Annotated in this window: 18 protein-coding genes; 1 reads left to right on the top strand and 17 read right to left on the bottom strand. The window is 70.6% G+C overall.

Annotated features, from left to right (window positions below):
* Positions 1-5: 5 nt before the first annotated feature.
* Positions 6-1,544 carry a phage/plasmid primase, P4 family gene (locus ACFXDE_RS21230; RefSeq protein WP_380496370.1) on the bottom strand — a complete coding sequence of 513 codons (1,539 nt, stop codon included), beginning with the start codon at positions 1,542-1,544 and terminating at the stop codon, positions 6-8.
* Complete coding sequence (locus ACFXDE_RS21225; RefSeq protein ID WP_380496368.1) at positions 1,541-2,449, bottom strand: toprim domain-containing protein; 909 nt, start codon at positions 2,447-2,449, stop codon at positions 1,541-1,543. Before ACFXDE_RS21225 ends, ACFXDE_RS21230 begins: the two co-directional genes overlap by 4 nt.
* A 134-nt stretch (positions 2,450-2,583) precedes the next feature.
* Between ACFXDE_RS21225 and ACFXDE_RS21220 the strand changes: the two genes are divergently transcribed.
* Positions 2,584-2,781, top strand: coding sequence for a hypothetical protein (locus ACFXDE_RS21220; protein ID WP_380496366.1), 198 nt, complete (start codon positions 2,584-2,586; stop codon positions 2,779-2,781).
* A gap of 160 nt (positions 2,782-2,941) precedes the next feature.
* Here ACFXDE_RS21220 and ACFXDE_RS21215 read toward each other — a convergent pair whose 3' ends face one another.
* The 15 genes from ACFXDE_RS21215 to ACFXDE_RS21145 form a co-directional block, all read right to left on the bottom strand.
* Positions 2,942-3,346, bottom strand: a complete 405-nt coding sequence (locus ACFXDE_RS21215) for a hypothetical protein (protein WP_380496363.1) — start codon at positions 3,344-3,346, stop codon at positions 2,942-2,944.
* Complete coding sequence (locus ACFXDE_RS21210) at positions 3,346-3,525, bottom strand: hypothetical protein (protein WP_380496360.1); 180 nt, start codon at positions 3,523-3,525, stop codon at positions 3,346-3,348. Before ACFXDE_RS21210 ends, ACFXDE_RS21215 begins: the two co-directional genes overlap by 1 nt.
* Entirely contained in the window at positions 3,522-3,698 is a 177-nt protein-coding gene (locus ACFXDE_RS21205) for a hypothetical protein (RefSeq protein WP_380496358.1), read from the bottom strand. The genes ACFXDE_RS21210 and ACFXDE_RS21205 overlap by 4 nt, the downstream gene beginning before the upstream one ends.
* Positions 3,699-3,701: 3 nt before the next feature.
* Positions 3,702-4,001, bottom strand: a complete 300-nt coding sequence (locus tag ACFXDE_RS21200) for a hypothetical protein (RefSeq protein ID WP_380496356.1) — start codon at positions 3,999-4,001, stop codon at positions 3,702-3,704.
* An 86-nt stretch (positions 4,002-4,087) separates the two neighbouring features.
* Complete coding sequence (locus tag ACFXDE_RS21195; protein WP_380496354.1) at positions 4,088-4,840, bottom strand: hypothetical protein; 753 nt, start codon at positions 4,838-4,840, stop codon at positions 4,088-4,090.
* Positions 4,841-4,924: 84 nt separating this feature from the next.
* The gene (locus ACFXDE_RS21190) at positions 4,925-5,722 is read right to left on the bottom strand and encodes a hypothetical protein (RefSeq protein WP_380496352.1); all 798 of its coding nucleotides are present in this window, start codon (positions 5,720-5,722) and stop codon (positions 4,925-4,927) included.
* A gap of 75 nt (positions 5,723-5,797) precedes the next feature.
* On the bottom strand, positions 5,798-5,995 hold the full coding sequence (locus ACFXDE_RS21185; protein WP_380496350.1) for a hypothetical protein: 198 nt from the start codon (positions 5,993-5,995) through the stop codon (positions 5,798-5,800).
* Entirely contained in the window at positions 5,992-6,543 is a 552-nt protein-coding gene (locus ACFXDE_RS21180) for a hypothetical protein (RefSeq protein WP_380496349.1), read from the bottom strand. Before ACFXDE_RS21180 ends, ACFXDE_RS21185 begins: the two co-directional genes overlap by 4 nt.
* Positions 6,544-6,667: 124 nt before the next feature.
* Positions 6,668-7,306, bottom strand: coding sequence for a hypothetical protein (locus ACFXDE_RS21175; protein WP_380496347.1), 639 nt, complete (start codon positions 7,304-7,306; stop codon positions 6,668-6,670).
* Positions 7,307-7,490: 184 nt separating this feature from the next.
* Complete coding sequence (locus ACFXDE_RS21170; RefSeq protein WP_380496345.1) at positions 7,491-7,766, bottom strand: hypothetical protein; 276 nt, start codon at positions 7,764-7,766, stop codon at positions 7,491-7,493.
* A gap of 41 nt (positions 7,767-7,807) precedes the next feature.
* Positions 7,808-8,050, bottom strand: a complete 243-nt coding sequence (locus tag ACFXDE_RS21165; protein WP_380340841.1) for a hypothetical protein — start codon at positions 8,048-8,050, stop codon at positions 7,808-7,810.
* On the bottom strand, positions 8,050-9,873 hold the full coding sequence (locus tag ACFXDE_RS21160) for a LysM peptidoglycan-binding domain-containing protein (protein WP_380496343.1): 1,824 nt from the start codon (positions 9,871-9,873) through the stop codon (positions 8,050-8,052). Before ACFXDE_RS21160 ends, ACFXDE_RS21165 begins: the two co-directional genes overlap by 1 nt.
* A gap of 88 nt (positions 9,874-9,961) precedes the next feature.
* Positions 9,962-10,483, bottom strand: coding sequence for a hypothetical protein (locus ACFXDE_RS21155; RefSeq protein ID WP_380496340.1), 522 nt, complete (start codon positions 10,481-10,483; stop codon positions 9,962-9,964).
* Positions 10,480-11,655: a hypothetical protein gene (locus ACFXDE_RS21150; RefSeq protein ID WP_380496338.1), complete on the bottom strand. Its 1,176-nt coding sequence runs from the start codon at positions 11,653-11,655 to the stop codon at positions 10,480-10,482. The genes ACFXDE_RS21155 and ACFXDE_RS21150 overlap by 4 nt, the downstream gene beginning before the upstream one ends.
* Positions 11,655-12,815: a hypothetical protein gene (locus ACFXDE_RS21145; RefSeq protein WP_380496335.1), complete on the bottom strand. Its 1,161-nt coding sequence runs from the start codon at positions 12,813-12,815 to the stop codon at positions 11,655-11,657. Before ACFXDE_RS21145 ends, ACFXDE_RS21150 begins: the two co-directional genes overlap by 1 nt.
* Positions 12,816-12,828 lie beyond the last annotated feature (13 nt).

Here is a 12,828-nt window from a genome sequence, read left to right as displayed (position 1 = left end):
TCTTCCTAGTCGTTGGTCGGGTCGAAGACCCCCGGCCCGGCCGGTGCCGGCTGCTGGGCGAAGCGCACGCCCAGCAGGACGCGGCCCTTGTTCATGCGGTGTTGGCGGATGCCGCGCTCGTCCAGCGCGGAGACGAATCCGCGGCGGGTCCACGCCTTCTCGCCCTGGGCCTCGCACCAGTCGCGGTAGGCGTTGTAGGCGTCCTGCGCAGGGACGTACTGGGCGTCGCTGTCGGTCTTCACCAGGACGTCCGTCAGGAACTCGGCCAGCGCGTCCGAGTTCTCCTTGAAGTTGGAGGTCGCGGCCTTGATGCAGTCGGGCTCCTTCAAGCCCTCGGCGTACCACTCGACCGCGCCGGCCACCGCCCACGCGGCGATCCCCTCGGCTTCCTCGCGCAGGTCGGCGAAGATCCCGTGGTCCCGCTCCTCCGGCTTGAAGTAGCGGTCGAACTTGATCAGCTTGACCCTTCGCCACAGGCCGGTGTCCTGCGACCGGAAGGCCGGGGTGTGGTTGGACGCCAACCACAGAAGGAAGGTCGGCTGGTACGTGAAGTAGTTCTCGCGCATGAAGCGGGCGGTCAACTTGTCGCTGCCGGTCGCGCGCTTCAGCACGGACTCCGACATCGCCTTCCCGGCCTCGCCCTCACTGGCCATCACCATCCGGGCCCCGCGCAGCGCGGCCAGGTCGGCGGGGATGCTGTTGCCCCGGTCCTCGAACGTCTCGAAGCGCGTGGTCTCGCTGAGCGCGTCGAACACGTACGACAAGCTGTCCAGGAACACCGACTTGCCGTTCGCGCCGACACCGACCAGCACCGCGAACGCCTGCTCCGCGGTGCTCCCCGTGATGCCGTACCCGCACAGGCGATGGATGTACGCGGGCATCGACGGTTCGGAGGGGAACACCTCGTCCAGGAAGCGCAGCCAACGCGGGGCCTTTGCCCGGGGGTTGTAGTCCCACGGCAGCGCCTTGGTCAGCATGTCCGCCGGATCGTGTGGCTGGAGGCTGCCGGTGCGCAGGTCCACTGTCCCGTTGGCGAACGACAGCAGGTGCGGCTGGTGGTCGAAGTCGTCCACCTCGCAGTGGACCCCACGCACCGAGGCCAGTTCGCGGATCAGGTCGTCAATGCGCCGGGCCATCGTGAAGCCCTTCGCGGCCTTCGCCAGCGGCAGCGCGGCGACCTGCTTCTCGTACTCGGCTTCCAGCGCGTCCCCAGCGAGCTTCAGCGCCAGGGCCTCGCGGATGACGGCCTTCTCCCGGGCCAGCGTCTCCACCATCGCGGCCCCGAGGTCGTGGGCGGCCTGGCGCACCAGCACCTCGTTGCGCACCCAGTGCGTCCCCGACCAGACGTGGAAGCCCACGCCGTCGGCGTACTTGATGCCGCCCTTGGTGTACTGCACCAAGGCGTGGGCGTTGACGATGTCGCTCGCCCCGTAGCGGGACGCCGCCTCGCGGTAAGCCGCCACCGCGTCGGCCGGCGGCAGCGTCAGCGCGGGCCGGTCGGGCTCGTAGGGGGTGGTCAGGCTGTCGATGGCGTATGCCGTCATCGGATCTCTCTCCATACTGCGTAGTCCTTGAAGCCCGCGGGCAGCGTCAACTGCCGTGCGTGCAACCCCCGTTCGTGGAGGGCGGTGAGGATGGTGTGGGTGAACTCCCTGCCGGAGCGGTCGTTGTCGCCGCACACCCGCACGTCGCGGCCGGCCAGTCCGGCGGCCAGCGCGTCCAGCGTGGTGGGGTCGTTGTTGAGCAGTGCGGCCCCGCGCACGCCCACCGCGTTGTAGCCGTCGGCGACGACGGCCAGCGGGTCCGACAGACCCTCGGCGACCACCCACGGCGCAGCCTGGTCCGGGCCGGGGAACACCCCGAACCGCTGCCACTCGAAGCCGTCCGGGTTGGCGAGCGAGATCCACCGGCCGGGGCAGCGCCCCGAGAGGTCCCGGCCCTGCGCGCCCCTGGCCACTCCCGCGAAGTCGTGCATGGGCACGACGAGGCGGGGATACCGGACGAACGAGGTCGGCACCCACTCGGGGCACGGCTGCGGGCCGGACCACCAGCGCAGGCCCAGCCGGTCCTGCTCGGCCACCGGCAAGCCGAATCGTTTCTGCGCGTAGCCCACGGCCGGGGCCGCCGCGTCACCGGCCGACAGGCCGTCCAGCCACACCCGCAGCGTCGCTGTCAGGTACGGAGAGACCGGCTCCGGGCGCGCCTCGGCGACGGCGGCCAGGCCCTCGGCGTCCACGTTGAACAGGTGCCGGGGCAGCAAGCCCATCCCGGCCACGATGTCCTCGAAGGCGCACCCGGCCCGGCAGGCCAGGCCCACCATGCCGGACGTCTTCAGGTTGATCCACAGCGACGGCTTCCCGTCGTCGTGTGCCGGGCAGCGGGCGACCCACTCACCGGGCTGGTAGTCCCACCATTCCTCCAGGCGGTCCAGGATCTCCTGCATGCGCATGGTCCTCTCCTCGCAGTGTGTCTCGGCTGGTGTCAGCGGATGCGGCCTTCGTGACGTTTCGGATCTACAGAGGTGGGCGCCATCGCTATGGCATGATCTGGACAGTCAGATTCGGCTAATCAAGGGGAGTTGCCGTGAGTGGGGAGACGTCAGCCAATGGCGGTCTGTACGAAGTGATGCAGGTTCTGAACAAGATCAACGAAAACAAGAGCGACAACCCGCTCGCAACGGCCCGCCAGGTCGACGCGAAGGGCGGAGATGCGACTCAGGAAGACATGACCCAGTTGCTGATCGCCGGAGAGACCATCAAGAACATGACCTCTGGCACTTAGGGTCTCTTCGACCAAGTGCGCAGCGCGCAGTCGAAGGCTGCGGAGAGCATCAGGGGCGACGCGTAGCGTTTCGCTCGCTGAACCCGTAGGGCCCCCTTGGTCAACAAGGGGGCCCTGTCGTATTCTTGTAAGATCCCACGGGCTCCCTGCTTCCTCTTCCCTAGTGACCGGCCTCCCGCAGGGCCTTGACGATCGCCGCGTGGGTGCGGATGGACGTGACGGCGTACCCGTCCTCGGTCTTCGCCCGGGGCCGCTTCACGTACGCGACCCCGAAGGGCTGGCCGGCGTTCTTCGCCTCGGCCTCGGCCTGGCGGACGTAGGAGGCGAGGTCGAACTGCTTCTCCGCCTTGCACTCCCCGGCGAAGGGGCGCACCCCGAGGTCGCCGATGTCGGCCGCGCCCTCCTGGACGTTGCGGCGGACGTTGTCCGGGTCCAGTGGGTCCTTCCAGCGGACGGCGCGGTCGTCGTCCTTCCACAACTCCCGGTACTGGCCGAGCTGTTCGTTCAGGTAGTCGGCTACCGCGGACTCCCAGGCCGTGCCTTTCGCCTTCGAGCGGTTGGCCACTAGGCGGTCACCGCCGTCAGGGCCGCGCCCCGGAAGACGGCCAGGCCGGCGGCCTCCCAGTAGCGGGAGAAGTCGGGGCGCTGCCGGGCGTCGTGCAGGAACAGCAGCCGGTCACCCGGGCCAGCGCGGCGCAGGTCGCCGAGCGCCGGGGCGATACCCGCCCCGATGCGGTACGTCATGTCTCCTCCGGCGGTCGGGGCTCGCGGAAGTCGGCGGTGTGCGCGGCGTCCGAGGCCCGCAGCAGGCGGCGCGGGGATGCGCCGTCAGCGGCGAGCGTCCGCGCTCGGGCGTGCAGGAAGTCCCGCCGGTGCTCGGGCGGGACCTTCCACAGCGGGGTGGAGTAGTCGGCCACCGCTCAGCCCCTCTCCGGGAGATGGGCCCAGGAGGTCCGGCGGGCGATGTGGCGGCAGGCGCGCTCCGAGATGTTGAATGCCTCGGCGAGCGCGGACAGGCTGGCGCCCAGGTCGGCCGCCTTCCTGATGGCGTAGACCTTGCGCTCGGTCAACTTGGCCTGGCTGTTGCGGGTGCCGGCCGATGGCGGCCAGGGCCGCTCGCGGAACGCCGAGCGCATGATCTCCTGCGCGCGGTCGGTGGCGGCCAGGACGTTGACGAGGCGGGCCGGGATCGGCTCGGCGACGGTGGGGGCGGCGTGCACGGGGTTCTCTCTCCAGGGAAACGGGAGCGGGACCGGCCTCCGAAGAAGCCGGTCCCGCTGGTGTGGTGGTGCTGGTGGAGCGCCGGTTAGAACGGCGGCTCCTCCTCGATCGCGGCAGCCGGGCTGTCGGTGATCGCCAGCTCGTACGGCTTGATCACCTTGACCACGGCCTTCTGGTAATCGACGTCCCGGCCCGCCTTGCTCGTGTACTGCACGCGCTCGTTGATCAGGTGGGCCAGCGACGGGCCGCCGGACCTGGCCAGCGCGCCCTTCAGCGCCGGGAGTTCGGGGATCAGCGACCAGCCGGACGACTTGTAGCGGAAGCGGCCCAGCTCCAGCGCGTGGGGCAGGGTGAAGTCGATCTCGATGCTGGGCTTGGGGCCCCGCTCCGCCTTCGCCCGGTCCTTCAGCTCGGCGACGGTGCCGGGGCAGCGGCACGGCACACCGACGTCCTCCGGCGGCGACAGGAAGGTCCGGGTGTCGCAGTGGTGCGCCAACTTGCCGTTCACCCACTGCTTGAAGTCCATCGTCACGGCCTCGGGGCCGTCGATCACGATCTCCACCCGCTCGGCGTCGGTCTTGACCGCCATGGCGTCCTCGGCCTCGGTCTCCCGCTCGTACGGCTCGCCGCCCAGCAGCTCGGCCACGGCCTCGGCGGTGGTCGGCAGCGCGGTGGTCACCATCCACTGGTGCTGGGCGATCGGGAAGCCGCCGTCGGGGGCCGCCTCGTAGTTGCGGAAGACGCCGGCCAGGTCCGGGCGGGAGTTCGCCTCGGCGCGCTCCGCGCGCTCGGCCAGCTCGGGGTCGCTGGCGAAGATGTTGTCCAGGGCGTTGCTCAAGGTCTCTCGGTTCTCTTGGGGACGGCGGACCGGGCGGTCCGCCGGGTTCACTGGTGTTGAGCCGGGGCGGTTAACAGGCCCAGGTCAGGCGGCGCGGCGGGCGGTGCCCGTCTGGCGGCCGGCCTCGTTGGACCAGGCGACGCGGCCGATGATCCCGGCGTCCGAGGCCCGGTCGTCGGTGAAGCGGCGGCGCAGGGTCAGGAACCGGTCGAACACCTCACGGTCGATCTTCACCGGGCGGAACTCGGCGCGGGCCGGGGTGACGTGCAGCACCGCCCCGGCGTCCACCGTCGGGAACGCCTGGATCTTGCGGTCCACCGTGATCAGGTCGTCCGCGTGGGCGTAGGCCGCGAGCTGCGAGGCGACCGAGGTGTACACGCTCTTGCTGGTCTTCAGGTCGCCCAGGATGGTCTTGCCGTTGATGCGGACGAGGAAGTCGAAGCTGCCCGCGTACTCGTGCTCCCGCGACCAGGCGACGTCTTCGGCGTGCAGCAGCTCGGGCTGGTACCGGTCGAGCCACGCTTCGATGTGCGGGACGTACGGCTCGACGTCGTGGTGGGGGTAGGGCACTTCTTCACCGCGCAGCCGGAGCTCGAAGTAGTCGTGCACCAGGCTGCCGACATCGGCGCGGACCTTGGTGTACCTCTTCGCCGCGAACTTCAGGAAGTCCACGGCGGCCTGGCGGTCGCGGGCGGCGATGCGCTGGACCACCTCCAGGTCGGTCACCGCGGCCTCGGCCGCCATGCCGGCCGACCAGTCCTGGAGGAAAGGCTTCGCCTCCATGTTCAGGATGCTCGTCACCGATGGGGCGAGGTCGCCTGTCTCGGGGTGGACGTAGTAGCGGCTGCCCTTCTGGTGGATCGTGCGGACGCCGTCGGACATGGGCTCTCGTTTCTGTGGCTGGGCATGGGAAAGGCCCGCCCCGGGGTCGGGAACGGGCCGAAGGGTGAGAGGCCGTCAGGCCGCGGGGGCGAGCGAAGGCAGGGTGTCCGAGAAGTCGGGCACCTCCGCCTCGACGCGCGCGTTCGCGGCGTGCTCGTCGGCCTCGCGCTCGTCCGGGGTCAGCAGGTCCGGCACGGGGGTGTAGATGAAGACGACGTTCTCGATCGCGGTTGCGGTGCGGTCGATCGCGTCGAATCGCTCGCGCAGGGTCATTGGGCCTCCAGGGCTTCGCGGATTCGGGTGTGGAAGTCGAGCAGGGCGGCGGTGTTCGGGACGATGAGGTCGGCGTGCTCGGGGCCGAGTTGTTCACTCGGGTGGTCGCCGTCGGCCCCGCCCCGGTCGATGAACCAGACCGCGAACCCTGCCTTCCGCAGGGCGGCCACCTCGTTGTCGAAGCGCACGTCGGTGACGACGACGGGCCGGCCCGATGCGGCGGCGGCACGGCGGCACTGGTCGATCCAGAAGTCCGGGTCCACGTGGCGGCGGACGCCCTCGGTGCCGAGCCGTTGCAGGAACCGTCGGGCGGCGGGGAACCGGTCCTTCACCGTCTCCCAGCCGTAGCGGTCCACCGCTTCGGCCAGGTGGACCGGTGCCGGGGCGTTCACGCCCAGCAGCTCGGTGCCCACCATCGGGTCGATGTCGTAGGCCATCTGTTTCAGCGGGTCGGCCAGCGCGCGCCGGGTGAACCCGTACTCGCGCAGCACGCCGGCCGCCGTGTCCTTGCCGGACCTCGCCCGGCCGATCAATGCGATGTTCTTCAAGGTCGCCTCACTCCTTCGCAACCGTTAAGCCGTGCCGGTTAACAACTGCGTAGACGGCCCCAGGACGCGAAAAGGCCCCGCCCTCCCGGCATCGGGAAGGCAGGGCCTGGGGGTGGTGCCGGTGTCAGCTCAGCGCGTTCTCCAGCGCGAGCAGCGCCGCACGGGTCTCGCTGAGTTCCCGGCGGAGCTGGTCACGAGTCTGCGAGTCAAGCCCCTCGAAGGACGCCGGGGTCAAGGCTGCGACGGCGCGGTGGACAGTGCTGACCACCTCGGGGCTGCGAGTTGGCGGGACCTCGCTGTCAGGGGCGAGCACAGCGGCCCCGATGGTCTGGAGCGCAGCCCGGCGGTGGTAGTCCTCAAGCCGAAGCTCGCTCTGTGCTTTCGGCTTGATCTTGTAGTACTCGAAGATCGCATCGGAATCACCGAACCCGGAAAACCTCCGCTCGCGTTCGGCGGCGTCATCGTCCATGCCCCGGACGTAGGCGACTCGGATCGGAGACATCGCCGCGCGAACACCCTGCAAGACAGCCTGTCGATCAGCGGCCAGCTTCTCTCGGCGCTCCTTGGAGTCTCCAGGCACAGGCTTGAATCCCCCGGCGTCCAGCAGGTCAGACATCCACCGCTTGGCATCGTGGCTGCTCCGGCTCAGGTCAGGAAGGCCGTCGCTGTTCGTGAAGAGCAGTGCGCCCTCGAACACGACCGCCGCGAGGGGGCCGTACTCGCGCGCCCGCGCGGACGCCAGCAATGGGAGAGCCTTGTCCATCAACTCCTGCGCGCCGGGGACCTCCTGCCAGTGGGGCGCCGTCTGCTTCCTCGGGGGCATGGGTTCCTCTCAAGTTGACCGGGGACCGTTTTGTAACCAACGGTGCCCGGCTTACATTCCACCATGCCGGCCCCGGGACGAGGCAAAGGCCCCGGCCCGTCCGAAGACGAGCCGGGGCCCGGGGTCACCGCTTGCTCTTCATGCCGTCCTCGCCGACCGCGACGGGGGCAGGGTGGGGGCACGTGCAGCACTCGGCGAGGGCCGCCGTGCGGGCGGCCTCGGTGTTGGCGGCATCGGTGGCGTGCGTGACCACTCGCTTACCCGCGGAGTGGCCGGCGGCCATCGTGGCGATGGTCAGCAGCAGGCCGATGACGGCCTCGTTGGTCTGGATTCCGGCGAGCTTGGGCACGACGGTGCCCAGCGCGGTCAGCGCGGCGATGACGGCCGACCGCGCCTTCACCGGGTTCTCGGTGATCCAGATCTTGAGATCTTCGATGGTGGTCAGCCCTTCAGCCGTGCGACGACATCAGTGATCAGTGCGGTGCCTCCGGCGAGCCCGGAGGCGACGACGCCGTAACGCCAGCGCTCCAACGCGCGGACGCGGTCCTCGTGGTCTTCCAGGACCGCGTCCACGGTGTCGCGGCTCTGGGCGAGCGAGCGGACGTCCTCGCGGACGCCCACCAGCTCGTCGTAGATCTCGCGCGGTCCGATCACCACGCCGCCGAGCTGTTCATCTCGGGCCATCAGTAGCCCCCTTCGTTCCAGGCGATCGACTCGAAACTGCCGTAGGTCGCGTTCGCGTAGCGGACTCCGGCGATGATCGAGTCGACGGGGTTGAGGATGTCGCGGTGGCCGGGCAGTGAGTAGGTGTCGAAGGTCGGCCGGATGGTCTGGAGGAGGCCGAAGGTGCCGCCGTACATGGCCTCGTTCGAATCCCAGTGGTTTTCGGCCTTCGGGTTGCCGCCGGACTCGACCATCGCGCGGTGCTCGATCGCGGCGACGGGCGGGACGAGGTCGCCGTTCGCACGCAGGATGTCCCGGGCCTCCTCGATCCACCCGGCGAGGTCGGCCGAGTAGCTGGTGCTCGGGGTGGCCGGCGGCTTCTCGACCGACGGGGCCGGTGCAGGTTCGGCCGGTGCGGGCGCGGCAGGCTCCGGCGTCGGAGCAGGGGCCGGAGCCTTCGGGGCCGGGCGCGGGACGGGGGCGGAGCCGTCCGGGATCACGATGGACTGGTCGGGGAAGATCAGGTCCGGGTTCGCCACGGTGGACGCGTTGGCGGCGACCAGGGCTTCCAGGGTGACGCGGCGGCTGGCGGCGATGTCCCACAGGGTGTCGCCGGGCACGACGGTGTGGACCGGCGGCGCGGCGGCCCCGGCGGTGGCGGTCGGCAGGCTGATGACCTGGCCGACCTCGATCCGGTCCGGGTCGGCGATCTGCGGGTTGGCGTTGACCACGGCGTCCAAGCCGACGCCGTAGCGGGCGGCGATGGCGGACAGCGTGTCGCCCGCGACGACGGTGTGGGTGGCCGCGCCCGGGGCCGGGGTGGGCTGCGGGGTCTCGGTCGGCGTGGGCTCGACCGGGGCCGGGTTCTGGCTCGGTTCCGGTGCGGGGGTTGCCGGGGCGGCCGTCGGCGAGGCGGCGGGGACGGTGATCTGCTGGCCCTCGGTGATCCGGTTCGGGTTGTCGATCTGGGGGTTCAGCGAGAGCAGTCCGGCGACCGTGGTGCCGAGCGCCACGGCGATGCCGCCCAGGGTCATGCCCCGGCGGACGGTGATCGTGCGAGTGGCCGGCGGCTGCGGCGCGGGGGCGTCGCCGAAGTCGGCGAGGAGGCGGGCGAGCTGCTTGGGGCCGGGGATGCCGTCGGCGCTGTCGGTGTCGCCGATCTTGATCTGGTAGGCGCGCATCGACTCGGTGTCCGCGTTGCCCCACACCGGGCCGGGGCCCTCGCTGTAGCGGGAGCAGCCCGCGCGGACGAGGGCGCGGCCCATGGCGGTGATGTGCTCGCCTCGGGCACCCGGGCCGTAGGGCTTGCCGTTGATGGTGACGGCCTGGCCGCTCGGGGTGGTGGTGCCACCGTTGCCGCTGGTGCCGCCGGAGGTGAAGGCGGGGCGGCCGACGCCGAGCACGACGGAGCGGGGGCGGGTCTTGCGGGCGACGTAGCCGCCGGAGCCCTGGCCCGCGCCGTCGCCACGGGCGGTGTTGCCCTCGACGGTCTTCACGCTCTGGCCGGGGGCGGAGTCCTCCAGGACGATGCCGACGTGGTCGGCGACGCCGTTGTTCGACCAGCTGAAGAAGATGACGTCGCCGCGCTTGAACGCGGCGGAACTTCCGTACCACTGGCCCTTGTTGCGGAACGCCTGAACGTGCGAGGGGCAGTAGGCGTACCGGCCGACCGCTGCGGCCTCGCCGCCCTGGTCAGCGCACCAGCTGACGAACATGTCGCAGTACGGCTCGTGGTTGAAGCCCGGGGCGTACCACTTCCCAAAGGGGGCGTCGTAGTACTTGCCGTTGGGGCTGAGGCCGCCCCGGTAGTTCTGGTCAGCCCACTTGGTGGCCTCGGTGATCATTGCTTCGCGGGAGATGAATCGGTCCTTTCAACAGGGAAGCCCTGCCCGGGAGTTCGGGCGGGGCTGCTGCGCGGGTTGCAGCTTTGGATCAGGCGTAGCCGGGCGGGATCGGCACGGGGGTCCAGGTGCCGGCCTCGGTGGCCGCGGGGGCCTGGTTGAGGGGCAGGGCCATGGCCACGCCGGGATCGACGGTGCCGCCGCCGGTCACGTCGGTGCGGGTCTGGAGCAGGAGGCGCTGCCATTCGCCGGGCTGGCCGCCGCCCATGGGCAGCACCCAGTCCAGGCGGACCCAGCCGTTGTTCAGCGCGCCGCCGGTGTACTGCCACTCGGCGGTGACGGCGCGGGCCTTGTCCACGTCGAAGAGCCGGAGCCAGACGTTGGCGCCCTGCTTGGAGGAGACGCGGCAGTCCAGGCGCAGGACCGGGTGGGCGATGCCGGCTGTCGGGATGGTGGCGGCAGCGCGCCAGGCGGTCTGCACGTCCAGGCCCTGGCGGTAGGGGGTCATGGGCAGCACCGCGCCGAGGGCGCTTGCCGTTCGCTCCATCGCGGACAGGCGGGTGTCGATGCCCTGGAACTCATCCGCCAGGGTGGGGCGGCCGTAGACGGTCATGCGGCCTTCACCAGCTCTCCCTTCACCCAGTCGTCCACGCGCTCGAAGATCGTGACGGGGACGAGGGCGAGGGTCGTCTCCTCGCCGGCCTTGGAGACCTTGGCGCTGATCTCCTGGATGACGTACTGGGCGTCGATGCCCGGCCAGTTGGCGGTGCGGGCGCGAACCCGGATCTTGTGGCCAACGCGCAGCTCGGCCGCCGAGTACTCGCCGCCGGGGTGCAGCCGCACCTCGGGGACGACGATGGGAAACGCGCCGACGGCGGTCATGCGCTCGGCCTGGGAGGTCAGAGTCTCGACTCGGACGACGGAGTTGTTCGTCTCTACGGCGGACAGGCGCGGGATGCGGCGGCCGTCCTCGGTCTCCAACTGGCCGTTGTACCACCAGCTTTTGAGCTGCGACCAGCCCTCGCCCGCGCCGTTGACGCCGGTCTCGGTGCACATCTTGTCGCCGTCGCTGGTGACGCTGGTGACGTCGCAGTTGGTGCCGTGCTCCAGGACGATGCCGGTGTCCACGCCTCCGGCCGGGGCGAGGAAGCGGAACCGGTTGCGGATGACCCGGGCGTCCACGTCCCAGTCGTGGTCGATGCGGAAGTCGAATCCCTTGATCACCGAACCCAGCTGCTCGACGGCTTCGCCCACTGATTTCCACTCGAACCAGGGGTACGTTCGCTCGCGCTTCATGGTGTCGAGATCGGGCTCGAAGGTGAGCGCGCCGGGTCCGTTGCTGCCCCAGTAACCGGCCTGGCCGGGGGCGACGGGCGAGGGGTTGTCGGCGAAGGTCTGGATCAACTCGCGGGCGATGGTGGTCTGCTCGCGCGGGGTGGTGCCGGTGGAGTACCCGAGGTTGATGATGTTGCGGCGGTAGTACTCCCACAAGCCCACGCAGTCGAGCGTCATCTCCTCGGCGGACAGGTCCACCGACCAGGCCAGCAGGGGGCCACCCCACAGGACGCGGCTGCCGCGCTGGACGTGGGCGATGATCCGCCACGGCGAGATCAGCGACCAGTCGAGCCCGGCGAGGGGTTCGGCGGCCAGCGGGACCGTGAAGGAGGCGGAGCCGGGGGCGTTGAGGATGGAGCGGAAGGACAGGCCCGAGACGGGCAGCTCGGCGAGCAGCCGGCCGCCCTTGAACTCGGAGAGGATCACGCGGTAGCCGTTGTCCTCCGCCATCAGGCCGCCTGCATGACGATGGCCTCGGCGTACGAGGTCCACGCCGCCTTGAACTTCACGTTGTTGTTCGCGGTGTTGTCGGGGCGGCACGTGGTGCTGACGCTCATCGGCGTCCCGGCCGGGACCTTGACGGTGCCCGCTCCGCGCGCGTCTCGGGCATCGCCCGCGCGAACGTACTGCGGTCGGCCGGCGCGACGGCTCTCCCCGTGTCCGAAGACCACAGGGACGATCCACCCCTCGCCGAAGTCACCCTGATAGGTGCACTCGAACGTGACGGTCACCAGACGCGGGTACGGGGTGGCCGGGGCCGTGAAGGTGTGCCACGCCTCGCCGCCCCAGGTGTTCTCGGGGCCCTGGTAGGAGGCGTCCTGGCGGACCGCACCGGGCACGACCGGGGCGGTGGTGCCGGGTCCGGTGACCTTGTGGAGAGCGGTGCTGACCGAGTCGTAGACCAGACTGCCGGCCGGAGCCCCGGCGGCGGCCTGGGCGATGCCCTGGGCTCCGGCGGTGCGGACCTGGCGCAGCGGGGTGGTGTCGAGCTGCCCGGCGACGACGAAGCGCTGGTCCTCGATCCCGGTGATGCCGGTCTGGGCGATGTTCACCAGCGCGAGGCGGATGCAGTTGGATGGCACCGGCCAGTCCTTTGCGCCTGGTGCGGACTCGGCGAGCACGGCGATGGACCAGCCACGCGCGCCTTCCTTGGTCACCTGTGTGCCCGTGGCCGCCGGGGCGGCGGCGAGCGCGTACGGGGTGCCGTCGGCGGCGTAGGTGACGGACTGCATGTAGCGGTCCGCGGTGGTGCGGATGTCGGCGAGCTGGGGGCCGGCGGGGGCGCTGTCGGGGTCGGCGAAGGCGACCACCAGGTCCTGGCGGGCGGCCTCCCCGGGCTTGGGGGTGGAGCACTGGAGCTGAATGCTGGCGTCCAGGTTGGCGAAGTGGACCGCTCCCTTGTGGGACACGGCCACGTCGTCCGGCAGCCACACGGACCCGGCGGCCACGGAGACGCGGGGGGTGGGGTTGTCTACCTTCTCGACCAGCAGGGCGGTGGGACCGGCGACGCCGACGTGGGCGCCCCGGGTTCCGCCGATCATCGTGCGCAGGTCCAACGCGTCGTAGCGGCCCTGCTGGACGAAGAGCGGGGCGCGGAGTTCAACAGCCAAAGGGAATGGGGTC

Origin of the sequence: Kitasatospora sp. NPDC059408, assembly GCF_042751525.1 — a bacterium.
GTDB lineage: Bacteria > Actinomycetota > Actinomycetes > Streptomycetales > Streptomycetaceae > Kitasatospora.
The sequence above is the reverse complement of the archived record's forward strand: the minus strand, read 5'-3'. Positions and strand labels throughout refer to the sequence as shown.

Coding starts and splice junctions, on each gene's coding strand:
- ACFXDE_RS21150 (WP_380496338.1), bottom strand. CDS start 11,655: ATGGCGGAGGACAACGGCTACCGCGTGATCCTCTCCGAGTTCAAGGGC.
- ACFXDE_RS21160 (WP_380496343.1), bottom strand. CDS start 9,873: ATGATCACCGAGGCCACCAAGTGGGCTGACCAGAACTACCGGGGCGGC.
- ACFXDE_RS21175 (WP_380496347.1), bottom strand. CDS start 7,306: ATGGACAAGGCTCTCCCATTGCTGGCGTCCGCGCGGGCGCGCGAGTAC.
- ACFXDE_RS21230 (WP_380496370.1), bottom strand. CDS start 1,544: ATGACGGCATACGCCATCGACAGCCTGACCACCCCCTACGAGCCCGAC.
- ACFXDE_RS21225 (WP_380496368.1), bottom strand. CDS start 2,449: ATGCGCATGCAGGAGATCCTGGACCGCCTGGAGGAATGGTGGGACTAC.
- ACFXDE_RS21210 (WP_380496360.1), bottom strand. CDS start 3,525: ATGACGTACCGCATCGGGGCGGGTATCGCCCCGGCGCTCGGCGACCTG.
- ACFXDE_RS21165 (WP_380340841.1), bottom strand. CDS start 8,050: ATGGCCCGAGATGAACAGCTCGGCGGCGTGGTGATCGGACCGCGCGAG.
- ACFXDE_RS21155 (WP_380496340.1), bottom strand. CDS start 10,483: ATGACCGTCTACGGCCGCCCCACCCTGGCGGATGAGTTCCAGGGCATC.
- ACFXDE_RS21185 (WP_380496350.1), bottom strand. CDS start 5,995: ATGACCCTGCGCGAGCGATTCGACGCGATCGACCGCACCGCAACCGCG.
- ACFXDE_RS21190 (WP_380496352.1), bottom strand. CDS start 5,722: ATGTCCGACGGCGTCCGCACGATCCACCAGAAGGGCAGCCGCTACTAC.